General features: G+C 59.9%; 19 protein-coding genes. 14 read left to right on the top strand and 5 right to left on the bottom strand.

Features of this window, described 5'->3' with window-relative positions:
• Positions 1-4 precede the first annotated feature (4 nt).
• The 9 genes from HNP48_RS00900 (at position 5) to HNP48_RS00860 (ending at position 8,274) form a co-directional block, all read left to right on the top strand.
• Positions 5-1,420, top strand: a complete 1,416-nt coding sequence (locus tag HNP48_RS00900) for an aldehyde dehydrogenase family protein (protein WP_184855632.1) — start codon at positions 5-7, stop codon at positions 1,418-1,420.
• A gap of 49 nt (positions 1,421-1,469) precedes the next feature.
• Positions 1,470-2,429: a tripartite tricarboxylate transporter substrate binding protein gene (locus HNP48_RS00895; RefSeq protein WP_184854968.1), complete on the top strand. Its 960-nt coding sequence runs from the start codon at positions 1,470-1,472 to the stop codon at positions 2,427-2,429.
• A 43-nt stretch (positions 2,430-2,472) separates the two neighbouring features.
• Entirely contained in the window at positions 2,473-3,513 is a 1,041-nt protein-coding gene (locus HNP48_RS00890; protein WP_184854967.1) for an NAD(P)-dependent alcohol dehydrogenase, read from the top strand.
• 8 nt (positions 3,514-3,521) lie between these two features.
• A complete protein-coding gene (locus HNP48_RS00885; protein WP_184854966.1) occupies positions 3,522-4,313 on the top strand; it encodes a crotonase/enoyl-CoA hydratase family protein in 792 nt (263 codons plus the stop codon).
• Between the two features lie 14 nt (positions 4,314-4,327).
• A complete protein-coding gene (locus HNP48_RS00880) occupies positions 4,328-4,882 on the top strand; it encodes a DUF2889 domain-containing protein (protein WP_184854965.1) in 555 nt (184 codons plus the stop codon).
• A 3-nt stretch (positions 4,883-4,885) separates the two neighbouring features.
• Positions 4,886-5,860, top strand: a complete 975-nt coding sequence (locus HNP48_RS00875) for a tripartite tricarboxylate transporter substrate binding protein (RefSeq protein WP_184854964.1) — start codon at positions 4,886-4,888, stop codon at positions 5,858-5,860.
• A gap of 12 nt (positions 5,861-5,872) precedes the next feature.
• A complete protein-coding gene (locus HNP48_RS00870) occupies positions 5,873-6,601 on the top strand; it encodes an SDR family NAD(P)-dependent oxidoreductase (protein ID WP_184854963.1) in 729 nt (242 codons plus the stop codon).
• Between the two features lie 17 nt (positions 6,602-6,618).
• A complete protein-coding gene (locus tag HNP48_RS00865; protein ID WP_184854962.1) occupies positions 6,619-7,239 on the top strand; it encodes a glutathione S-transferase N-terminal domain-containing protein in 621 nt (206 codons plus the stop codon).
• Between the two features lie 117 nt (positions 7,240-7,356).
• Positions 7,357-8,274 carry a LysR family transcriptional regulator gene (locus HNP48_RS00860; protein WP_184854961.1) on the top strand — a complete coding sequence of 306 codons (918 nt, stop codon included), beginning with the start codon at positions 7,357-7,359 and terminating at the stop codon, positions 8,272-8,274.
• A gap of 63 nt (positions 8,275-8,337) precedes the next feature.
• Here the strand turns inward: HNP48_RS00860 and HNP48_RS00855 are convergent, their stop codons facing one another.
• Entirely contained in the window at positions 8,338-10,119 is a 1,782-nt protein-coding gene (locus tag HNP48_RS00855) for an acyl-CoA dehydrogenase (RefSeq protein WP_184854960.1), read from the bottom strand.
• A 327-nt stretch (positions 10,120-10,446) separates the two neighbouring features.
• Between HNP48_RS00855 and HNP48_RS00850 the strand changes: the two genes are divergently transcribed.
• The 5 genes from HNP48_RS00850 to HNP48_RS00830 all read left to right on the top strand — a co-directional run bounded on the left by HNP48_RS00850 (position 10,447) and on the right by HNP48_RS00830 (position 17,894).
• Positions 10,447-11,268, top strand: a complete 822-nt coding sequence (locus HNP48_RS00850) for an IclR family transcriptional regulator (protein ID WP_184854959.1) — start codon at positions 10,447-10,449, stop codon at positions 11,266-11,268.
• A 444-nt stretch (positions 11,269-11,712) separates the two neighbouring features.
• Complete coding sequence (locus HNP48_RS00845; RefSeq protein WP_184854958.1) at positions 11,713-12,666, top strand: tripartite tricarboxylate transporter substrate binding protein; 954 nt, start codon at positions 11,713-11,715, stop codon at positions 12,664-12,666.
• A 21-nt stretch (positions 12,667-12,687) separates the two neighbouring features.
• The gene (locus tag HNP48_RS00840) at positions 12,688-14,172 is read left to right on the top strand and encodes an aldehyde dehydrogenase family protein (RefSeq protein WP_311773787.1); all 1,485 of its coding nucleotides are present in this window, start codon (positions 12,688-12,690) and stop codon (positions 14,170-14,172) included.
• A 21-nt stretch (positions 14,173-14,193) separates the two neighbouring features.
• Positions 14,194-15,324, top strand: coding sequence for a zinc-binding dehydrogenase (locus HNP48_RS00835; RefSeq protein ID WP_184854957.1), 1,131 nt, complete (start codon positions 14,194-14,196; stop codon positions 15,322-15,324).
• Positions 15,325-15,761: 437 nt separating this feature from the next.
• Positions 15,762-17,894, top strand: a complete 2,133-nt coding sequence (locus tag HNP48_RS00830; RefSeq protein WP_184854956.1) for a P-loop ATPase, Sll1717 family — start codon at positions 15,762-15,764, stop codon at positions 17,892-17,894.
• 140 nt (positions 17,895-18,034) lie between these two features.
• Here the strand turns inward: HNP48_RS00830 and HNP48_RS00825 are convergent, their stop codons facing one another.
• The 4 genes from HNP48_RS00825 to HNP48_RS00810 all read right to left on the bottom strand — a co-directional run bounded on the left by HNP48_RS00825 (position 18,035) and on the right by HNP48_RS00810 (position 21,682).
• Positions 18,035-19,003 (bottom strand): tripartite tricarboxylate transporter substrate binding protein, encoded by a 969-nt coding sequence (locus tag HNP48_RS00825; protein ID WP_184854955.1) that lies wholly within the window; start codon positions 19,001-19,003, stop codon positions 18,035-18,037.
• Between the two features lie 98 nt (positions 19,004-19,101).
• Positions 19,102-20,064, bottom strand: coding sequence for an SMP-30/gluconolactonase/LRE family protein (locus tag HNP48_RS00820; protein ID WP_184854954.1), 963 nt, complete (start codon positions 20,062-20,064; stop codon positions 19,102-19,104).
• A gap of 54 nt (positions 20,065-20,118) precedes the next feature.
• Positions 20,119-20,502 carry a carboxymuconolactone decarboxylase family protein gene (locus HNP48_RS00815; protein ID WP_184854953.1) on the bottom strand — a complete coding sequence of 128 codons (384 nt, stop codon included), beginning with the start codon at positions 20,500-20,502 and terminating at the stop codon, positions 20,119-20,121.
• Positions 20,503-20,638: 136 nt separating this feature from the next.
• A complete protein-coding gene (locus HNP48_RS00810) occupies positions 20,639-21,682 on the bottom strand; it encodes a porin (RefSeq protein ID WP_184854952.1) in 1,044 nt (347 codons plus the stop codon).
• Positions 21,683-22,180: the final 498 nt, after the last annotated feature.

Genomic DNA, 22,180 nt, shown 5'->3' with positions numbered 1-22,180 from the left:
CAAGATGATCGAACGAAACAAGATCTACATCGATGGTGAGTGGGTCGCCTCAGCTGGGCGTGATGTCCTGACTGTCATCAATCCAGCGACGGAGCAGCCTATCGCGACGGTGCCTCGTGGGACGGCTCAAGACGTGGAGCTTGCGGTGCAGGCGGCGGTGCGCGCATTCTCGGAATGGTCCCGGACGTCTGTGCAAGAGCGCATCGCAATCTTCAACAAGCTGGCACGCCTGACGGAGGCACGCTCTGAAGAGATCACCCAAGTGCTGGTGAGCGAGCTGGGCTATCCGATCACGGCCTTGCGCAGGTCGCAGACTCTGGGGGCCGTGGAGGAGCTCGACATCATCGCGGAGTCGCTTTCCCAGATCGAATGGGTGGAGAGCGTAGGCAACACCAACGTGCGACGCGAGCCCTCCGGGGTGGTGGGGGCCATCACTGCATGGAACGCACCACTGCGCTCTGTCATTTCCAAGGCAGGGGCAGCCATTGCAGCTGGCTGCACCGTGGTACTGAAGCCGTCGGAGGTGGCACCCCTCACAGCCTTCATGTTCGCCGAGCTGTGCGCTGAGGCCGGATTGCCGCGTGGCGTGTTCAATCTGGTGTGCGGTACTGGGCCTGAAGTCGGCGAGGCAATTGCAGCACACCCGCTGGTCGACATGGTGTCCGTGACGGGCTCGGTTCGATCCGGACGCCGCGTGATGCAGGTTGCCTCCGAGTCGATCAAGCGAGTCCATCTGGAACTTGGCGGGAAGTCGCCCAACATCATCCTGGCCGATTCGGACTTCGAGCGCGCGGTCGCGGATGGAATCCAGGATGCGCTGCGCAACACGGGCCAAGTTTGCGGAGGACTGACTCGCATGCTGGTACCGCGGGAGCGTCTGCAAGAGGCGGAGCAACTGGCGGTACAGAAGGCTGAGAGCTACGTTGTTGGCGATCCGTTGAACGAGGCCACAACGCTCGGCCCAGTCTCCACCTCGGCGGCGCGTGACCGCGTGCGGGACTTCATCCGCTCAGCCCAGGAAGACGGCGTGCGGATGCTCACGGGCGGTCCCGAAGCTCCGGACCATCTGCCAAGCGGTTGGTATGTACGCCCGACCATCTTCTCGGGCGACAACAACAGCCGCATCGCGCGCGAGGAGATCTTCGGCCCTGTGGTCGTGATCATCCCCTTCGACGATGAGGAGGATGCGATCCGCATTGCCAACGACTCTCAGTACGGCCTGGCTGGCGGGGTCTGGTGCAAGGATGCAGAGCGCGCGCGTCGCATTGCGTCCCGCCTGCGGGTGGGGCGCGTCCGTATCAACGGGGCCCCGCTTGACAAGCGTGGCACCCACGGCGGCTTCAAGCTGTCAGGCGTCGGCCGTGAATGGGGGCGCTTCGGCATCGAGGAATTCATGGAATACAAGTCGATCCTTGGATGAGCCCACTGACTGGTGGGCACAACAGTAGAAATAAACGGAGACAAGCAAAATGGAAAAACGTGGTTTCATCAAGGCGCTGGGCTTGGCGCTGGCGCTCCCCGCCGAGCTCGCATGGTCCCAGGCAACCCAGCGGGGTGTGCGTGTGGTCGTCCCGCTTCCTGCAGGCAGCTCGAACGACTATGCGACACGCGTCCTCATGCCCATGGTCGGCGCGATCAATGGGCAGAACTACTACATCGACAACAAGCCCGGTGGCAACGGAGGTATCGGCACGTTGGACGTGTTGCGCTCTGCTCCGGACGGCAATACGCTCCTGTGTGGCTCCAACTCGCCGCTGGCAGCCAACGTGGCCTTCGTCAAGAGCATGGGCTACGACCCTCGCAAGGACCTCACGCCGATTGCCGGGGTGAGCCTGACGAACCACGTCTTGATGGTCAAGGCAGACTCACCCATCAAGACCTTCGCGGACTTCATTGCTTACGCGAAGGCGCGGCCAGGAAAGGTAGGCGTCGGATACTCGACCACGGCGGTGCAAACGCAGATCGCCACCATGAACAAGCTTGCGGGCATCGAACTGCTACCGGTGCCCTATCGCGGAAGTCCAGCCACTATCACCGATGTGATTGGTGGCGTGCTGGACGCTACGCTTACCGACCCAGGGAACGCGCAGTCGCAGGCCAAGGCGGGCCAACTGCGAGCCCTGGCTGTCACATCGCTCAAACGCAACCCGACCACTCCAGACTGGCCAGCAATCTCGGAAACACTGGCGGGCTTTGACTTCCCCTCTTGGAACGCGCTGATTGGCCCGCCGGGCATGTCGCGCGAATTGGTGCTGCGCGTCAGCAATGCAGTCATGCAGGCGCAGAAGCAGCGTGACCTGGTCGACAAATACTCCAACCATGGCACTACCCCTTTGATCATGGGGCCCGATGAGCTCAAGGGCTTCATCGAGTCCGAAACGGCGCGATGGGTGAAGTTGGCGCAGGCCGCGAAGATCCAGCCCGAGTGATGCGCAGCATCCAATTTGATCGCCGACGCGCGCGGAGCACTCCATGATCGTCTCAAGGGCATGCTGCACGTTCGGTCCAGAAGAACCCTTTGTTCGCACCACCATCGAGCGCAGAGATCCCGGTCCTCGCGATGTGCTGATTGACATTGCCTACGCGGGCATCTGCCATTCAGACGTTGAGCATGCGCGCAGCCTGCGTGGCAAGACCGTCTATCCCATCGTACCTGGTCATGAAATTTCCGGAACGGTATCTGCTGTGGGTGCTGAGGTTTCTCGGTTGAAGGTTGGAGATCGGGTCGGAGTGGGCAACATGGTCGATGCCTGCGGGAAGTGCGAGAACTGCCTGGCTGGCCTGGAGCAGTATTGCAGTGGCGGCCGCACATTGACCTACAACTCCATCGGGCGCGATGGGAAGCGAACCGATGGTGGCTACAGCCAGCACATCGTGGTCGACGAACGATTTGTTGTCCGTATCCCTGAGAGTGTGGCGCTTGCGAACGCCGCGCCGCTGCTGTGTGCCGGCATCACCATGTACTCCCCCCTTCGCCACTGGAAGGCTGGGCCCGGGAGCAAGGTCGCAATCATCGGATTTGGCGGATTGGGCCATGTCGGGGTGCAGATGGCGAAAGCGATGGGCGCGCAGACGACGGTGCTGGACCTTTCGCCCGAGAAACGCGACGACGCGCTGCGCCTGGGTGCCGAGGATTTTCGCTTGAGCACTGAGCCGGAGACCTTCACGTCCCTTGACAGCGCCTTTGACCTCGTCATTTCCACCGTCCCGATCTATGTCGGCCTGGACCGCTACCTGGGCCTGCTCGCCCGCGATGGCGTCTACGTCAACCTGGCAGTTCCGGCCCAGCCGCTGAGCATCTCCGCCACGACCTTGCTCACCAACCGACGGTCCATCGCGGGCACGCGCAGTGGGGGCATCGCCGAGACACAGGAGATGTTGGACTTCTGCGCTGAGCATGGCATCTCCGCCGAGGTGGAAGTCATCCACGCGGACGGAATCGACGATGCCTATCGAAGGCTGCTGGCGGGCAATGTGAGATTCCGCTTCGTGATCGACAACACCACACTTTGAGTACACCTATGTCCGACTTCCTGATCTACGAACAAGATGGCGCCGTTGTCACGTTGACGATGAACCAGCCCGAGCAACGCAACCCATTGACCGGCAACAGCGCAATACCGGAGTTCCTTGCCGCGATCGACCGCATCCATGACGACCGAAGCGTGCGTTGCGTGATCCTGACCGGAAATGGTCCCTCGTTCTGTGCCGGCGGGAACATCAACGACATGAAGCGCCAGGCGTCTCCGGAAGTGAGCGAGATGGACATCCGCCAGGACTATCGGCGCGGCATCCAGCGCCTCGCCCTCTCGCTCTTCAATCTGGAGGTACCGGTGATTGCAGCGGTCAATGGGCATGCCATCGGTGCGGGCCTGGACCTGGCCTGCATGTGCGACATCCGCATTGCCTCCGAGAAGGCCAAGTTTGCTGAGAGCTTCGTCAAGCTGGGAATCATCCCAGGCGACGGCGGCGCCTGGCTGCTGCCGCGAATCATTGGTATGTCCAGGGCGGCCGAGATGTCATTCACGGGCGACACGATTGGAGCCCAGCAGGCACTGGAGTGGAACCTGGTCTCTCGCCTGGTCCCACATGATGACCTTCTGCCGGCTGCACGTGAGCTGGCAGGCCGCATCGCTGCCAATGCGGCCCACAGCATCCGGTTGACCAAGCGCCTGATGCGCGAGGCCATCCACTCCCGGCTGGACACGGTTCTGGAGCTCTCGGCAGTGTTCCAGGCGGTCTGTCACAAGACGCCGGACCACAGCGAAGCGGTCAATGCGTTCCTGGAGAAGCGTGCGCCGCAGTTCAGCTGAAGGAGATCCTGGCCATGATCCATCCCCATGCGACGCGCGAGGAGGAACTGCATTTTCGCCGCATCGACATGCGCAGTTGGAAACGCAGCGACGGGCTTTACGAGCTCGAAGGAAGGGTGACCGACCGAAAGCCGCATGAGTTCGTTCCATGGCGCGGCGGCAAAGAGGTTGCGGCCGGCGAGCCCATCCACGACATGGGGGTGCGCCTGGTGTTCGACACCGAGCTTTGCATCCATGGCGTCGAGACGTTCACTGAAGCAGCGCCGTACGAGCAATGCCCCGAGGGGGGGCGAGCGCTGCAGTCATTGATTGGCCTGCGCATGACCAGCGGCTGGAGCAAGGAGGTGCGCAGCCGATTGGGCGGCGCGCGCAGCTGCACCCATCTGATGGAGCTGCTGATACCAATGGCGACAACTGCGTTCCAGTCACTCAGCCAGTTCAACCGGGGGCGGGCCGAGCGCGTGGACGCCAATGGCCGCCCGCTGAAGATCGACAGCTGCTATGCGTATGGCGAGTCCCGAGACCTGGTGCGCATGCACTGGCCCGAGCACTATAAAAAAGGAGACTGAAGGATGAAGACATTTCGACGCCGACTGTTGTCGGCGATTGCCGGGTTGGCGATGCTTCCCGGCGTGTGCCTCGCCCAGGCCTACCCCAACAAGCCCATCAAGCTGATCCTGCCGTTCCCTGCGGGCAGTGCCACGGACGGGACAGCCCGGGTGATTGCGGAGGACCTGCGCAAGGGACTCGGTCAGCCGATCGTGATTGAAAATCAGGCAGGCGCAGACGGCAACATTGCGGCTATGAATGCCAAGCGTGCAGCACCAGACGGCTACACCCTGTTCATGAGCACCAATTCTGCCCATGCGGTGAACAAGACGCTCTATGCCAAGCTCGGCTACGACCCTGAGAAGGACTTCGATGCGGTGGCAGGGCTTATTCGCATCCCATTGACTCTGCTCGTTCGGCGTGACTTTCCCGCTTCAGATGTAGCCAGCTTTGTGCGCACGGCCAAGGCTCGCTCCGGCAGCAGCCCATTGAGCTTCGGCAGCGGCAACACATCCAGCCAGATCGCCGCGGCACTGCTGCAGTCCAAGGCCGGACTGGAGATCACCCATGTGCCCTACCGGGGTACGCCGCAGGCCCTGACCGACCTGGTGGGCGGGCAGATTGATGCACTTCTGGTCGATCCGTTTTCCTCGATGGGATTTGTTCAAAGTGGCCAGTTGAAAGTGCTGGCTGTTACCGATGTCCAGCGCCATCCCTCGCTGCCGGATGTCCCGACGATGGGAGAGGCGGGCTACCCGGACGTGCATGTCGTGACATGGGCCGCTCTCTTTGCGCCCGCGGGCACCGATCCGGACATCGTGCGCAGGCTCAACACCGAAGTCTCCAAAAGCCTGGCAAGAACGGAGACCAAGGCCGCCATTCAGAAGATGGCCATGGCGCCCATGCCGATGTCGGCCAAAGAGTTGCGAGATTTCGTGCACGAAGAGATCAAGCGCTGGGGACGACTGGTGGAAATGGCGGGAATTCCGAAAAAGTGACTGAGCGTTGACATGCAAAATTCTGACAATCGCCTCAGCGGCCGCCGCATTCTGATCACGGGCGCCGCCTCGGGTATCGGCCGCGCGACGGCCACGCTTTTTGCGGCGCAGGGGGCAGCACTGACGCTGCTGGACCGCGACCCCCTGGGCCTGCAGGACATCGCGCGCCAGACAGGCGCGCAGGCCTTCGAAACGGACATTACCGATGAGGAGTCCGTGGACCGGGCTGTCTCCTCGGGTGCGGAGTTTATGGGCGGTATCGATGGCGTCGTGAACGCCGCCGGCGTCATGCTGCGAGGATCCGTTCTGGAAGTCGGGCTGGCCGAATGGAGGCGTGTGCTCGAAATCAACCTGACCGGCAGCTACATCGTTGTCCGCTCTTGCCTTCCTTGGCTGCAACGCTCTACCTCTGCAACGATCGTCAATCTCGGCTCCGGGCAGTCGTTGCTGCCGAATTCTCCCAATCGCACGGCCTACTCAGCATCGAAAGGGGGCGTGCTGAATTTGACACGTGCGCTCGCCGCCGAACTCGCACCGTCCATTCGCGCCAACACGGTGTGCCCAGGCCTTGTCGACACCGCCATGGCGGATGGGGTGCGTGTGAACGTGAGCAACTACGCCCTGCAGCGGCTCGCCCAGCCCGAAGAGATAGCCCGGGCGATTCTGTTCCTGACCAGTGAGGAGTCTTCGTATGTGACTGGGGCCGCATTGGCTGTGGACGGAGGCCGGTCCTTTCACTGAGCTATCGCCGCCTGACCATGTCGATCTCCACCGAAACCTTCATCCTTCGCTCATCTCCCACATCCCCATTCGTGCGCAAGGTGCGTATGGTGATCGACGTGCTCCACCTCACGGATCGCGTAACGCACGTTGGGACAGATGCATCCGACCTGACTCTGCGGGAACAGAATCCGCTGGGGAAGTATCCCTGCCTGGTCAGGAGCGATGGCTCAGCCATCTTTGACAGCAGCGTGATTCTGGAATTCCTGCAGTGGGTTGCTGGTACAGAAAGGCTGCTACCCGCTTCTGGAGAGCAGCGCATTGCCATGCTCAGCCAAACCCGGCTGGCCGATGGGATCATCGACGCCGGTGCGCTGATCATCTACGAGGAGCGCTATCACGATGCCAGCATGAGGTCGCAGGAGTGGTTAGAGCACCAACGCGGCAAGATTCGCCGAGCGCTCGCTGTCTTCGAAGCATCGCCTCCTGATCCCCGGCAGACCGATGCAGTGTCAATCGGCTTGGCGTGCGCCTTGGGCTTCCTGGACCGCCGCAAGGCGGTGGAGTGGCGCGCCGCCTTTCCTGGCCTGTCGCTCTGGCTGTCTTCGTTCGCAGAAAGCGAGCCCGCATTCGAACGCACCCAACCCCCCGGCTTGTGAGGCTAAGCGGGGTTTGATCGGTGACCGATGGGAAGGTGGGGGAAAGCCCGCTTTCGAGACTCCATCGACTGTCAGAAAATCACGGGGTCTGACAGTCAAAAGAAGGCCTACTTAGAAATGATGATTGACCTCGTGCAGTTGCGTACCTTCGTCGCCGTGGCGGAGGAACAGCATCTCACCCGAGCCGCCGAGCGGCTCCATGTCAGCCAGTCGGCGGCGAGCGCACACGTGCGCGCCATCGAGGACAGCCTGGACATGCAGCTTTTCGTGCGGACCAATCGCAGCCTCGAGCTCACCCGCGCCGGAGAGATGCTACTGCGCCAGGCCAAGGTCCTCCTCAACGGGGCTGCCGAGTTCACGTCGTTCGCAAGGGACCTGCGGGGCAAGACCGAAGGCAACCTTATTGTTGGCGCCAGCAGCGATCCTTTGTCCAGCCGCATCGGAGAGGTGGTGGCAGGCCTGCGTGCTCGGCATCCGCTGATAACGGTCGATGTGTGTGCGCGAGCCTCTGCGGGAGCGCGCCAGGCGCTCAAGACAGGGGAGTTCGACATCGGGATGCTTTTGGGCAGGCCCATGGATCCTGATCTCACCTACTACCAGCTGACCACGATCAATTTCCTGGTAGCAGGTCCCGTGGCCTGGAAGGACAAGATAGAGAGTGCCGACTGGGAGGAGCTGGCCGCTCTGCCCTGGATCACGCCCAGCGACACCAATCGTGCCTACGCCTACATGCTCGATCGGCTGTTCGGCGAGAGGGGTTTAGAGCTCAATAGCGTCGTCCGCTTCGACAACTCGGCCCTTGGCCGGGCGTTGGTGCAGGCGGGCGTCGGCATGCTGCTGATGCGCGAGGAGTACGCGCTGCAGGGCGTCAAGGAGGGCCACCTTGCGCTGTCTCCCATCGCGCGCTCGGACTATCCGCAATTCATTGCGCATCTGGCGGGCCGCGACAACGACCCGCTCATCCGTACATTCATCGATGCCGCCAGCGAAGTGTGGCCCGACATGAAACGCAAGGCCTCTCCCGCCCGGAAGTGAGCCTGCAAGCGCTTCCTGGCGCGCGAGCGCTTTGTCCTGGGCGCAATGGACCAGGCCCATCGGCTAAAGCATTTCCGCGGTGACGCGCTCCACGGTGGTCCCACCTCCCATGAGCGCCGTCGCAAGCGCCTGAGATTGGGGGAGCAACGTCTCGGCATAGAACAACGCCGTGGCAACCTTCGACACGGAGAAACCCGAGTCCCCGGCATCGCAGGACATGGCTGCAAGCATCGAGCGCGCCATCTGCCATCCGCAGAGCACTATGCCGGCAAGCCGCAGGTAGTGCACGGCGCCGGCGTAGACGACCGCCGGTCGAGTGCTCCCTTCGCTCACCACGAACTCAATGGCCGCTTCAAAGGCACGCCGTCCAGCTTGAAGTGCAAGGCGCATGCTCTGGCAGTCTGGGTGAGCATGCTCTGCCAGTTCTCGCTCGGTAGCGGCGATTCGCGTGCACACCGCGATCGCAAAGACACCCCCGTCGCGCATCGTCTTGCGCCCCACGAAGTCGTTGGCTTGGATCGCTGTGGTGCCTTCGTAGATGGGGAGGATGCGTGCATCGCGATAGTGCTGGGCCGCACCGGTCTCTTCGATGAAACCCATCCCCCCATGGATCTGTACACCCAGGCTCGCGATCTCCACCGACATCTCCGTGCAATGGCCCTTGATAACCGGGACGAGGAACTCATACAGCGACTGATTTTCTTGTCGCACTGACTCGTCGCCAGAATGATGCGCAAGATCGCTGGCGGCGGCCGCAACATAGGCCAGAGCACGGCCACTCTCCGTCACCGCCTTCATGGTCAGCAACATGCGCTTGACGTCGGGATGCTGCACGATGGCGACCGGCTCACCTGTGCCCGACAGGTCGCGTCCTTGAACCCGCTCGCGCGCGAAGGCCAGCGCCTGCTGGTAGGCACGGTCAGCAACGCCGATACCCTGCATGCCAACCGCGAACCGCGCAGCGTTCATCATGATGAACATGTACTTCAGGCCCTGATGCGCCTCGCCGACAAGCTCACCTACCGCGCCATCTGCGCACCCGAACTGCAGCACCGCAGTTGGGCTGGCCTTGATCCCCAGTTTGTGCTCGATGCTGACGCACTGGACGTCGTTCCGGGCGCCCAGCGACCCATCCTCACTGACGAGGAACTTGGGCACAACAAAAAGGCTGATGCCTTTCACCCCTGGAGGTGCGTCGGGAAGGCGCGCGAGCACCAGGTGCACGATGTTCTGTGCCATGTCGTGCTCGCCCCAAGTGATGAAGATCTTGGTCCCGAAGACGCGGTAGCTCCCATCAGCGTGTGGCTCGGCACGGGTGCGCACTGCGGCCAAGTCGGAGCCGGCTTGAGGCTCGGTCAGGTTCATCGTGCCTGTCCACTTGCCCATGATCAGTGGCTGCGCGTATTTCTCGCGCAGTTCTGGACTGGCTGCCGTGATCAGGGCCTCGATGGCGCCATCCGTCAGCATTGGGCACAACCCGAACGAGACGTTGGATGCCTGCAGCATTTCGGAGCACGCGGACGCTACGAGTTTGGGCAGTCCCTGCCCACCGAATGCCTGGGGATGACCGAGGCCCTGCCACCCACCGTCCGCAAAGAGCTGGAACGCTCGTTGAAAGCCGGGAGTTGCAACCACGCTACCGTCGCTCCATCGAGAAGGCTCCCGGTCACCGACTGCATTCAAAGGAGCAATCTCCTGCTCGCACAGCTTTGCTGATTCCTCCAGAACCGCCTCAATGGTCTCCAGGTCAAACTCTTCAAAATTCGGCAACGATGTGACACGGTCAATGCCGGCGACATGCCGCATCGTGAACAGCATGTCTTTGATAGGGGCGCGGTAGCTCATCGGGTTGGCAAGATAGAGGGGGCGGACGGGTCGATGCAGGTGGGGGACTGGTCTGGACTTCGTGGCATAGGACTGCAGGATGCAATGTGAAAGCGGCCATGGACTGTCGAACCCATGGCGCATACAGAAGCCCGGAAGTATCTCGACCAGGCAGGTGATCCGTCCATGGCGTATTTCGATACGCCACGTCCCAGATTTCGGATGGATGCCTCGATGCCGAGGCACCTATCATCGCGTTGCAGCGCGTTTCCTCTGGGTGACCCTGCGGCTGGCCATGCCCTAAACTGGCGTGCGCCCACACAGTTGGCACGACGAACACACAAGCCGATGGATAGAGAAAATCAAACCGAGCAGCCCCTGTCCAATGCGGCCCCGACTCCGCGAAGAGTCTCGGCCAAGCGTGCTCCTGCGGATCCTCAAAACCACCGCACTGTGGATCGGGTGACTCAAATCCTGGAAGAGGTCGTCTATCGGCCAGGCATGACCTTCGCTGAGCTCGTGCGCGCCCTGGGCGCCGCCAAGAGTTCAGTCCATGGGTTCATTCGGGGGTTGTTGGCCAAGGGCTGGCTCTATGAGGACCAGCATCGCTTCTACCTGGGGCCCGCGGTCTACGGTCTCACATTGGCCAGCGGCCACATTCGCGCGGGATCGGTAACACACCAAGACCTGGTCGCGCTCCACGAGGAGACTGGTCTGGCCGTATTCCTGGGCGTCCAGGCGGGCGATCACCTGATCTACATTGCCGAGGCTGGCAGCGACCCCGTTGCCGGCTTTGAAGCGCGCTCCAACATCCGACGGACTCTGCTGTCGACTGCAGGTGGAAAGGCGCTGTTGGCGGCAAAGTCACCATCGGAACGGGAGCTGTATCTCAGGCGGCGACCACGCGAAGAAGCCGAACTGGTGGACGTTTTTCTGGGCGAGCTCGACGGCATCACGAAAGCTCAGGTCGCCAAGAATTTGAATCCCGCGCGCATGCGCTGCGGATTGGCGACCGCGGTGAGAAGCCGCGCAGGCGACGTCGTTGCATCTGTAACGGTGGTTGGACCCATTGCGGAAATGGAGCCGCGCTTCGCCGCACTTTCGGCAGCGCTGGTCAAGCACGCCAGCGCGTGGGCACGGCTTTCTACTATCCCCCGCGAAGTCATCTAGCGCGCTGAGCGTGGGACTTGGGCATTCGGCCCGGACCGCGCCAACGGGGCGCATGTCTCAACCGGCACTCCTCAGGCTGCCCACCCGCAGAGGCCGGGATGCAGCGCTTTCCCTCGCGCCGCCACAGTCTCCGTCATGAAGGCGATGTGCTCTCTACCGCGTGCATTGCCTCCTAAAAAGCGGGACGCCGTCTGCTGAATATCGCCATGGACGGCGACATGCCCTGTTCGCTATTCTGAACAGCAGACAGGTAGCACGGGCGGGCAAATCAAGCACTGAACGAGCAGCCCGCGCTGCTCGCTCTGTCTCGCCTAACTTCCCGAGCATCCTGTTCTGCATTGCATATGCCCAGCATGCATGTGGCTGCAGCAAGCTCCACCGCGAGCACACACGAAGTGGCGTCCTCGCTGTCTTCGTGCCAACAAGAAGTATCTGGAGACACTGTTGACCAAGCGAATATTCCTGATTTCCGCAGCCTTGGCGCTGGCGGCCTCTGCGACCTTTGCACAGCCATCGGGCGATGCGATCCGCATCATCATTCCGCTCAGCCCCGGCACCCCGAGCGATTCTGTCACGCGCGTCGTGGCAACGGCAATGGCGGAGCATCTGAAGCGGCCTGTCATCGTCGACAACAAGCCCGGCGCCAATGGCATCCTTGCGGTCCAGGACCTCATGCGGTCCAAGCCCGACGGCAACACCCTGATGCTGGGGGGGATCTCACCGGTGGCATTGAATCCGGCTGTCATCAAGAACCTCCCCTACGATCCTCGGCGCGACTTCACCCCCATCGGCGGCATGTACAACACCTTCCAGGGGTACATGGTGAGCAACACTTTGCCAGTCAAGGACTTCCCTGAGTTCATCGCCTATGCGAAGGTCAATCCGGGAAAGGTCTCCGTAGCTGAATACTCGGCGCTGACCAAGCTCCAGTTTGCCGCGCTCGGAAAGCTCGCCGACGTCAAGCTGTTGACCGTTCCCTACAAGATCACCACCACGGCCTACACGGACGTCATGGCCGGAACAGTCGACGCAACACTGGCAGACATCGCCTCCGCGCTGAACTATGCGAAGGGTGGAAAGCTCAAGGTGTTGGCCATCAATCTCCCCGAGCGCAATGCATTGGCACCGGGCCTTCCCACAGCCTCGGAGACGGTTCCCGGGCTCGCAGTTCCTGTCTGGTCCGGAATGATTGGACCCGCAGGCATCCCGCAGGACGTCGTCGCAAAGCTCAATGCAGCACTCAATGCCGCGTTGGGTCAGAAGGATGTCGTGGAAAAGATTGCTGCCGGCGCATCGGTTGTGTGGCCCACCACGCCCGAAGAGTTCAGCAAGCACATCGACAAGGAAATCACTCGTTGGACCAAGCTGGCTCGAGACGCCGGAGTCCAGCCCGAATAACGCTTTGGCAAAGGAGCACACGTGACAACATCTATACAACCTCAGCCAGAGTTCCTGGCAAATCCGGTCCAGCGGCACTTCATCGATGGCCAATGGCGCGCATCCCTGTCTGAGGAGACGATCGAGACCTTCAATCCCGCGACAGGTTTGGCCATCGCGCGCCTGGCGCGCGGCCGCAAGGAAGACGTGGATATTGCGGTCGCAGCTGCACGTCGTGCGTTTAACGGCCCATGGAGTCGCTTCACACCGGCCGAGAGGCAGAAGCTGCTGGTGAAGATCCACGACGTCGTTGCCCGGCGTTGGGACGAACTCGCATTGCTGGAGACCCTCGACATGGGAGCTCCTCTGGTGCGTATGCAGAAGATGAAGGAGCGGATGCTGCAGACCATCATGTTCTTCTCCAGCCAGACCATGAACTGCGCGGGCCAGACCGTTCCAAACTCCCACCCGGGCAAGTACACGACCATGATCCTCAAGGCGCCTGTCGGCGTTGTGGGCGGCATCATTCCCTGGAATGGTCCCCTGATCAGCCAGTGGTGGATCCTTGGTGGTGCCCTCGCAACCGGCTGCACCGTGGTGATGAAGCCGGCTGAGGATGCTTCGCTGTCCGTGCTGAAGATGGCCGAGATACTGACCGAAGTGGGCGTGCCGGAGGGCGTGATCAATGTGGTCACCGGTCTCGGGGGCGAGGCAGGCGCTGCCCTTGCAGCACACCCCGACGTGGATCGCATCGCGTTTACCGGATCCACCGTTACCGGCCGGGAAATCATTAAGGCATCGGCCGTGAACATGAAGCGCCTGGCTCTGGAACTCGGGGGCAAGTCGCCGGACATCATCTTCGGCGACGCTGACCTGGACCAGGCCATTCCCGGTGCGGCCATGGGCGTGTTCAACAACAGCGGCCAGACCTGCTACTCAGGCACCCGCGTGTTCGTCGAGCGGAAGATCCAGGAAGAAGTCACCGAGCGCCTGGCCGCCTACAGCAGGACTCTGAAAGTGGGTGATCCACTGGACCCCAGCGTCGCACTTGGCCCCATCGTCTCGAAGCGCCAGATGGAGCGTGTGCTCGACTACGTTTCGATCGGAAGCGATGAGGGTGCCCAGTTGCGCAGCGGCGGTCAGCGGCTCCAAGGCGCGCTTGCCGGCGGCTACTTCGTGGAGCCCACCGTTTTCGGGAACGTCAACAACGACATGAGGATTGCCCGGGAAGAGATCTTCGGCCCGGTGATCTCGGTCATCCCCTTCGACACGGCGGACGAAGCTCTCAAGCTCGCCAACGACACAGAGTACGGCTTGGGGGGCGCAGTCTGGACCTCCAGCCTGAAGACCGCCACCCGCTTCATCCACGGGATACAGGCAGGCCAGGTCTGGGTCAATTGCTACGGCCTGGTGGACCCCGGAGTGGGGTTTGGTGGATACAAGCACAGCGGCTATGGCTGGAAAGGCGGGACCCAGCACGTGGACGGATTCCTGTACCAGAAAGCCGTCACGATCAATGAGAACTGACAGAACGAAGGGGCCCTCTTTATGCGCATGATTGCCGCCGTGATGTACGAACAGGGGCTGCCGGCCCCGTATGCGGAGAGCCTGCCGCTGAAGATCGAGGAAGTTGATATCGAAGGCCCAGGCGAGGGCGAGGTCCTGGTCGAAGTTCGCGCTGCCGGTCTCTGCCATTCGGACCTTTCACAGGTCGCGGGACTCAGGAAGCGCACCGTGCCTGTCGTCATGGGACATGAAGGGGCAGGCATCGTTCGCGAAGTTGGCGGGGGCGTGACGGAACTCGCCCCAGGAGACCATGTCGTGATGACCGTAGGCTCAGGATGTGGGCACTGCAGATATTGCATTGGCCGCCGGCCCGTGCTCTGCGATGCGGTTGGGGCGTCGAGAGCAAAGGGCTTGCTGCTCAATGGACGGCGGGCGCTGAGCCGAGGCGGCTCGCCACTGTTCCACCACAGCGGCGTTTCGTCCTTCGCGCAATACGCCGTTACCGTTCCCGGGTCACTGGTGAAAATCGACCCATCGATTCCGCTCGATGTCGCTGCGCTGTTTGGCTGTGCTGTGGTTACAGGGGCAGGCTGCGTCTTCAATGCTGCCCGGGTGCACGCAGGTCACACCGTCGCCGTCATCGGCTTGGGCGGCGTTGGTCTGTGCTCGGTTATGGCAGCCAAGGTAGCGGGTGCATCGCAGATCATTGGTATCGACATCAACGACAGCAAGTTCCCTCTGGCTCAAGAGCTGGGATGTACCCACACCCTCTCAGCCCGTGATCCCGGCCTGGTGCAACAGGTGAAGGAGCTGACGGGGGGCGGCGTTGACTTCGCGTTCGAGATCTCTGGGAGCAAGCCGGCCATGGCAACCGCCATTGCCATCACTTGCAAAGGGGGCGAGGTTGTGGGGGTAGGCATGGGCTCGTCCAGCGATCTCTACGAGTACGCGCACACCGCCCTGGTCGCTGAGGAAAAGGTGTTCCGCGGCTCATTGATGGGCAGCTGCGTGCCGAAGCGGGATATCCCCCAGTACCTGGCGTACTACCAGCAAGGGCGTATGCCTGTGGACCGTCTGATGAGCGGCACTATGAGCTTCGATGCGCTCAACATCGCTCTTGACCGTTTGGAAAATGGCGCTGTACTTCGTCAACTCCTGCTGCCGCACCGCTAAAGGCACCGAGAGAACTTAGCAGAGCTTTTTCTTAAGGAGAGACTATGCCCGCATTGGAGTTGCGCCGCTAGCAACTTGCTCTCTCTTTCACTCCAGCGAAAGTCGCAATCTGGATGTGTTCCTTCCGAGTGCGCGGGCCCCCCGGAGAGCATCGTTACCGTGCCAAGCTGCGGACATGATCTGGGCGTTGATCCAGTCTAGATAGGCCTGCTATGGGCGCTGGCCCAAGCGTGCAACTTCAAAAGGATCAAGTTTGAGTGCTCGTCAGGAGACCGCGGCCTTGACTCTGCGCATTGGCGCCCGCCAAGCGCTCGATCGTTCTTAAAAACTACCGGCCTCCTGCCTAAGCTAAGCTGACTGTTTAGTCGCAGCCCGGAGGTATCCTAGTGTGGTAAGTCTGTTTCTAGTGTAGGGTTGCGTGTCTTGAGAGGGAAATCATGAGCATTCAAGTGCTTTCAAATCCTTTGGGCGATATCCGGGCCGAAGCGGATCACCCAATGTTGGGAAAATCATTCTATGAAACTCCGGACTATCTTTCCCTTTTAGCTTCAGACGAAAAAGTGGTTGTGGTTGGACGGCGAGGAACGGGAAAGAGTGCATTGACTTACCGACTCGGGAAGCAATGGTCTAAAGAGAAAAACGACGTACTGGTGACAGTGGCTCCCGACGAGCATCACACGCTCGCCTTAATCCCACTTGTCGTAAAAAACGGGCGAAATTTCTTAGAGGTCAGAGCTATAAGCCGTCTGCTTTGGAAGTACGGTCTTATTATGGAGGTAGTCGAATCGCTCTCCAATAGATATAAGATTCGAGAGGTAATTGGCGAATCCGATTTGCTCAAGAAGCATTTGAAACAATGGGCTCAGCCTGGGCGCGTATTCTTTGAGCGAATGCGTACCTTGGTGAAATTGGCGACAGCTACTGCCTCAGAGCCTGGGGAGTTTATTGGAGATGTGGCTGACCTATTGGAAATCAATCGTGTGGAAAAGGAATTAAAAGGCTTGTTGCGGTTGGGATATAAGGCTTATATCTTGGTCGATAGACTAGATGAAGGCTTTGATCCTAATAGCATGAGTGTGGCTTTCATAGATGGGGCTATCTCTGCGGCCATCGATCTGGCCGCAGCTTTGAAAGATGGCGTTCGGCCTGTAGTTTTCCTGCGTGACAATATTTACAGAGCAGTTGCGCATTACGACCAGGACTACGCTCGAAACATTGAAGGGCAAACTCTGCGCTTGCATTGGGATGTAAACAATCTCTTTTACTTGGTTTGCAACCGTCTTAGAGCTGCATTTCGAATTGAGCAAGAAAATAACAAAAGACTCTGGAATAAGTTTGCATCACACGAACTCCAAGGCGAGGAGGGATTTAAGAGATGCTTGAGTTACACGCTCTATCGTCCACGAGATATTCTTATACTGCTCAATTCCGCCCTGGAAAATGCTAGCAAACGAGATGCATCCGTTTCGTCTATAACGTTTTCCATGCAAGATATCGAAAAATCGGCAAAAGTAATTTCTTTAAACCGATTGGATGATCTAAAAAAAGAATATAAGCAAATATTTCCATCGATAGAAATGGCGGTCGGTGTATTCGAAGGAGTTGCGCCCGAGATAACGATGCAAACTGCTGCGGGCAAATTGATCGAGGTAATTGAAAACCCCCCCGAGGATGATCATCAAACCCAGCTGGAGTTAGCTATACTTGATCGACCGGAGGAGCTTGTTCGAGCCTTGTACAGTGTGGGATTTCTAGGCTGCCACGACGCATCCTCGGGAAGTTTCGTATTTTCCCATGATGGTAAACGGCCTGTATCTGAATTTAGAAAAGAGCAGCGTTTATTGGTTCATCCATGTTATTGGATGGCGCTGGATATAAAGCAAGAAAGTGTGGGTGAGGAACAGGCTACGGAAATCAATGATGAGTACGACATCAAGGTTGCATCCCAGACGCCTGATATTCGTATCGGCAAGCTAAACAAGCTAATGGCGGAATATCAAACAATTCCACCTGGCGATCAGGGGTCTAGTGATTTTGAGCATTGGTGTCTTGAAGCGGTGAAGGTCTGTTTTGCCGGTCGATTGGAAAATGTAGTGCTTCATCCGAATCGGGATGCAATAAATCGCAGGGATATTGTTGGCACCAACTTGGGGCAGCCGCCCTGCTGGCAAAGAATAAGAGAGGACTACGAGGTGCGGCAGGTGATTTTCGAATGCAAGAATTATGCTGATCTGACGCTGACTGATTATAGGCAATTGCATTCGTATCTATCGGATAGATATGGGAGACTTGGGTTTTTCATTACGCGATCGGCATCTACTGCGCTGGAGCGAGATCGAGAGCTTGACTGGCTTCGAAGTATTTATAATGATCACAAAGTGTTGATTGTGAAGCTTACAGCGAAATTCCTTGCAGATCTTTTGGGAAAACTTCGAAATCCCAAGAAGCATTACACTCCGGACCAGTTAATCGGCGCACTACTTGACACCTATGAACGGAATTATTTGGGGCAACCAGTCACTCGTCGCGCAAGATCATCTCGAAAGTCCGCGCTCTCTGGCTCAAAATAGATGCAAAAGTTCTTGGGGTGCAATTTTTTTAGGGGCTGGGCCAGCACTTTTTTCGCGATCTCTCGTTGCTCAAGGGTATTTTCCAAGTGCCTGCTAGATGAATAGCGTGCTAATTGTCACCAAGGCCCAGTCCCTAAAAATCAAGCAGGTGTGATCCCAGACTCTTTTGCCCATCGCTCCCACAACTTGATCTGCTCCTGCACAAAGGCCTGGAGCTGTTCAGGCGTTGTCGCGAGCGGAATGATTCCTGCGGCGGCCGCGAATCGCACCATTTCAGGATCTGACATCACTTGCGCGAATGCCTGGTGGAGCTTGCGGGTGATGTCTGCCGGCAGTCCTGCTGGAGCGAACATCGCAGACCATGATGCGTACTCGTAGGATGGCAGGCCTTGCTCTGCAATCGTCGGGACGTTCGGGAACAGGGGGATGCGCTGCTTCGAGGTGACGCCCAGGGCTCGCAGTTGCCCGCTCTTGATGAAGGGCGCAGCGACCACTGGGTCATTCATGATGAAGTCGATGCGCCCCGCGATCAGGTCCGTGGTAGCGGGCGCTGCGCCGGGGTAGTTCACCCCCATCGCGTCGATGCCCGCATTGGTGGTCAGCAGCTTTGCAGCCACCAGCATTCCTGAGTTTCCGGTGGCGTAGTTCAACTTGCCAGGGCGCTCCTTGGCGTAGCTCACGAACTCCTGCAGGGTGCGGACGGGCAGCTCGGCGTTGACAACCAGCATCAACGGATTGAGGCTCAGCTGGGTGATCGGAGTGAAGTCCTTGACCGGGTCATAGCCGGGGTTCTTCAAGGTGTGCACATTGGCTGCGTGTGAGGAGTTGCCGCCCATGATTAGCGTGTAGCCGTCATTGGGCGCCTTCGCAACGATACGCGCGGCGATGGCAGCTTGCGCACCTGGCTTGTTGTCCACGATCATGGGCTGCCCCAGCAGCTTGCCTGCCGCCTCCGTGATCTTGCGCAGCAGCGTGTCTGAAGCGGCGCCCGCCGTGAAGGGCGCCACAATCTTGATGGTCTTGTTGGGATAGGTGCCTTGGGCCAGCGCCTGCCCCAAAGGCGCCAGCGATGCGGACGCGATCATCAGTGATCTTCGAGTGATGTTCATGAGCTTGTCTCCTTGTGTGCTTATTGGGAATGCTGTTGGCAGCCGAGTCGCCCATCTCTCTGCGAACGTATCGGCGCGCGACTCGTGTGTGCTCTCCGCTACTGGTGAGAGAACATCGCGAACCCTTCGGAAAATCCGCCGGCCTTGAAAATCATTGCCCCGCCGCCGCCGAACTCATCCCGTGAGACGATGAACAGCTCCCGTGATCCGGGCATCAAGGCGAGGCTTGTGCTTCTGAGGAACTGGTTCTTCTCTCGACCGGGCAGCAGGATCTGGCCAATCGGTATGCCGTAGGGGTTGAACACCAGGACCCGGCCTTGCCGGTTCATCGCCACATAGACGTTGCCTTCCGAGTCCGTGCGCATGGAGTCAGCTCCTGGCCCGGTGAATTGGTAGGGGATGGAAGTACCCGTATGCGGTACGGTGGCCGGTGCGCTCAGATCCGCTCGATGAAGCCTGCAGGCGCTGAACTCTGTCGCCCACAACACCTTGTCGTCGGGACTCAGTGCCACTCCATTGGCACCGCACATGCTGGGCAGCACGGGTTTGATGGTGTTGAGCTCGGCGGGCATGTAGTACACCCCTCCAAGCGGATGGGTCGATGACCCACGGAAGTCGGTGAAGTAAAAGCCGCCCTGGCGATCAAAGACCAGGTCATTGGCCACATAGCCTGCAGTCGGGGGAACGATGATTTGCTTGCGGCTGCCATCCGGGTGGATCGCGAAGATGGTGCCGGCGTCAAATGCGCCGAGGCAGTTCTTTGGACCGACAGCTGCTACGAATATCCTGCCGTCCCGGTGCACGGCAATGCCCGAGAAATTTTGGCCAGCTTCGGTGTAGACCGTGGTCAGCTGCTGACTGGGTGAGAGCCGGAGGACCCGACTTCCGTAGATGTCCACGAACAGGAGGTTGCCCTCCCGATCAAACGCGGGCCCTTCAAGGGGAAGTGCTTCGTCTGCGACTTTGTAGAAAGGTGCCGCTACGACCGACGCGATGTCGCGCTCGGACGGCGGAATCGGAGCAAGTCCGCGCGTAGCGCTGGTGTGGCCAAGCGTGTTCATGGTGATGTCGGGGCATGGGCCCAGGTAGCTCTACGCAGGGCGCTAGCGCTGGACCTAGGCGATGAGATCGCGCTTCTTCAGGATTTCTTCGGCTGCTTTAAACGCCTCACCAGCGGCTGGCAATCCGCAATACACCGCGGTATGCAGGAGGATCTCGCGCAGCTCGTTGACGGTGACCCCGTTGTTGAGCGCCCCTTCAATGTGGTGGCGCAGCTGCACCGGGCGATTCAACGCGGTGAGCATTGCGATATTGAGAATTGACCTCAGCTTTCGGTCAATTCCATCCCGTGCCCACACCCTGCCAAAGCACACTTCCTCCGAGTATTCGTTGAGGGCGGACGTGAATGCGTTGGCGTTCTTGTCCTTGCCTTCAACGTAGCCGTCTCCCATCAGCTCGTTCATGATCTTGCGGCCAATTTCTCTAGGGCTGTCGTGCATCGCTTGTTCCGTTTCGGCGTTGTGTAAACCGGGGTGTCGGGAATGAAAAGTTCCCAGCCAATCAACCTCCGTTTGGCTTCGCTGACATCCCACCAGGAGCCTGCTGCGTCGCCTTGCGGAGGTTGAGGAACCGGGGTTAGAAGTTGTGGCGCAGGCCCAGGTCGATGGCCGTTGCGCTTCGGTTGACGGCCGTCGTTGCGCCGGTGAAGGTGAAGCTCGCGCCACCGCTGTTGCGGATCGAGGCAACTGTCGTGTACAGAGCCGTGCGCTTGGACAGGTTGTAGACAGCGCCCACAGCCAGCTTCTTGCCCTCGGGCTCACCAGTCTGGTTGGACTTGATCGAGGAGTAGCTTGCGCGAAGCTGGGTCTCGCCCACCGGCACGGTGACCCCTGCCATCCAGCCATCCTGCTTCAGCGTGCCTTGCTGATCCTTGTTGAGGTTGAAGGAGAAACGTGCGAAGCCGAAGTCGTAGGCTGTCCCTACTACGCGGTAAATGGCATCTCCAGCCGCGTACTTGGTCCGGAGAAGCACTGCGGCAGCACTGAAGGGGCCATTGTCGTAGCTGATCCGCGCACCGCCGCCCGTTCCGTCGCCAGCCGTGGCTGTGCCGCTGAGGTTCTCGCCGCGCCAGTGTTGAGCGTTCAGGCTGAAACCGCCGAGGACCGTTGGGGACAGGTACGCAATGGCGTTCGACGCGCGAAGCTGATTCGGATTGATGCCGCCCGAATAGTTCAGTGCCAGGCCGGCGCCCAAGGCAAAGGGGTCGAACTTGCTGGTGTACATGACGTAGGTAGGAGACCACTCACGTCCCAGATGAATCGCTCCCCAGTTTCCGCCGATGCCCACGATGGATCGACGATTGAAGGTCAGCCCTGTCGCTGCGGGAGTCGCGCCGCTCGGCTGGTTGTTGGTGTTGGTGGGTTGGAAAATGCCGCTGTCTGCATTCAGTCCTGACTCCAGCCAGAACATGGCGTACATACCTCCGCCAAGGTCTTCCTGACCTCGAAAAACGAGCTTGCTGGTGGCGTTTCCCCCACTCATCATCTGGGTGCGGCTCGCTTCAGAGCCCTTGGCGTAGTTCACCCCGATGTCGACGGTACCCGTGAGGGTCACCGACGATTGGGCATGAGCGGTAGTCGCTGCTCCCACGAGGGCGAGCAGCAATGGAATATTTTTCATTGGACCTTGTCTCCGATTTTCTAGGCTGGCAGTTGCAGCACTCGCACGGTGCTGCTTTCGAGATCCACTTCTCGGTGATCTCCGCGTCTTCGTCCGCTTCACGTGGTCGCTAGAAGGGGCACTCTGGATCCCCGTGTTCTGATCGAGCCGATTGATCCGGTGAGCCTGGATGCAGGTGGTGCCCGCATCCATGTAACGAAGTCTAGAAACGGGGTTGCAATGCGTCCATCGCGTTTTTCTGAACGCGAGTTGCGGCTTTCATGGTTGATCCGCAGTGAGCAGTCCGGATCGTGCCGGACTACTCTCCTTGCGCGTCTGTTCTCCTCCAACACCAGACCGATCGAGCTGACAAACGCAGCCGAGCGCCTCAAGCTGTGAAAGGCGCAATCCGAACCCTCCGCATAGAGTCGCCTACTCAGGCCGCTCGAGGCTCACCGCGGAACAGAAGGCCAAGCGTGGTGGCTAAGCCTACGTTGCATGGCCGGTATTGCTGTTGCA

Origin of the sequence: Acidovorax soli, from assembly GCF_014207955.1 — a bacterium.
GTDB lineage: Bacteria > Pseudomonadota > Gammaproteobacteria > Burkholderiales > Burkholderiaceae_C > Acidovorax > Acidovorax soli_A.
The sequence above is the reverse complement of the archived record's forward strand: the minus strand, read 5'-3'. Positions and strand labels throughout refer to the sequence as shown.

Bases quoted from the DNA above. Each gene is read 5' to 3' on its own strand.
- HNP48_RS00900 (WP_184855632.1), top strand. From the start codon at position 5: ATGATCGAACGAAACAAGATCTACATCGATGGTGAGTGGGTCGCCTCA.
- HNP48_RS00895 (WP_184854968.1), top strand. From the start codon at position 1,470: ATGGAAAAACGTGGTTTCATCAAGGCGCTGGGCTTGGCGCTGGCGCTC.
- HNP48_RS00890 (WP_184854967.1), top strand. From the start codon at position 2,473: ATGATCGTCTCAAGGGCATGCTGCACGTTCGGTCCAGAAGAACCCTTT.
- HNP48_RS00885 (WP_184854966.1), top strand. From the start codon at position 3,522: ATGTCCGACTTCCTGATCTACGAACAAGATGGCGCCGTTGTCACGTTG.
- HNP48_RS00880 (WP_184854965.1), top strand. From the start codon at position 4,328: ATGATCCATCCCCATGCGACGCGCGAGGAGGAACTGCATTTTCGCCGC.
- HNP48_RS00875 (WP_184854964.1), top strand. From the start codon at position 4,886: ATGAAGACATTTCGACGCCGACTGTTGTCGGCGATTGCCGGGTTGGCG.
- HNP48_RS00870 (WP_184854963.1), top strand. From the start codon at position 5,873: ATGCAAAATTCTGACAATCGCCTCAGCGGCCGCCGCATTCTGATCACG.
- HNP48_RS00865 (WP_184854962.1), top strand. From the start codon at position 6,619: ATGTCGATCTCCACCGAAACCTTCATCCTTCGCTCATCTCCCACATCC.
- HNP48_RS00860 (WP_184854961.1), top strand. From the start codon at position 7,357: ATGATGATTGACCTCGTGCAGTTGCGTACCTTCGTCGCCGTGGCGGAG.
- HNP48_RS00855 (WP_184854960.1), bottom strand. From the start codon at position 10,119: ATGAGCTACCGCGCCCCTATCAAAGACATGCTGTTCACGATGCGGCAT.
- HNP48_RS00850 (WP_184854959.1), top strand. From the start codon at position 10,447: ATGGATAGAGAAAATCAAACCGAGCAGCCCCTGTCCAATGCGGCCCCG.
- HNP48_RS00835 (WP_184854957.1), top strand. From the start codon at position 14,194: ATGCGCATGATTGCCGCCGTGATGTACGAACAGGGGCTGCCGGCCCCG.
- HNP48_RS00830 (WP_184854956.1), top strand. From the start codon at position 15,762: ATGAGCATTCAAGTGCTTTCAAATCCTTTGGGCGATATCCGGGCCGAA.
- HNP48_RS00825 (WP_184854955.1), bottom strand. From the start codon at position 19,003: ATGAACATCACTCGAAGATCACTGATGATCGCGTCCGCATCGCTGGCG.
- HNP48_RS00820 (WP_184854954.1), bottom strand. From the start codon at position 20,064: ATGAACACGCTTGGCCACACCAGCGCTACGCGCGGACTTGCTCCGATT.
- HNP48_RS00815 (WP_184854953.1), bottom strand. From the start codon at position 20,502: ATGCACGACAGCCCTAGAGAAATTGGCCGCAAGATCATGAACGAGCTG.
- HNP48_RS00810 (WP_184854952.1), bottom strand. From the start codon at position 21,682: ATGAAAAATATTCCATTGCTGCTCGCCCTCGTGGGAGCAGCGACTACC.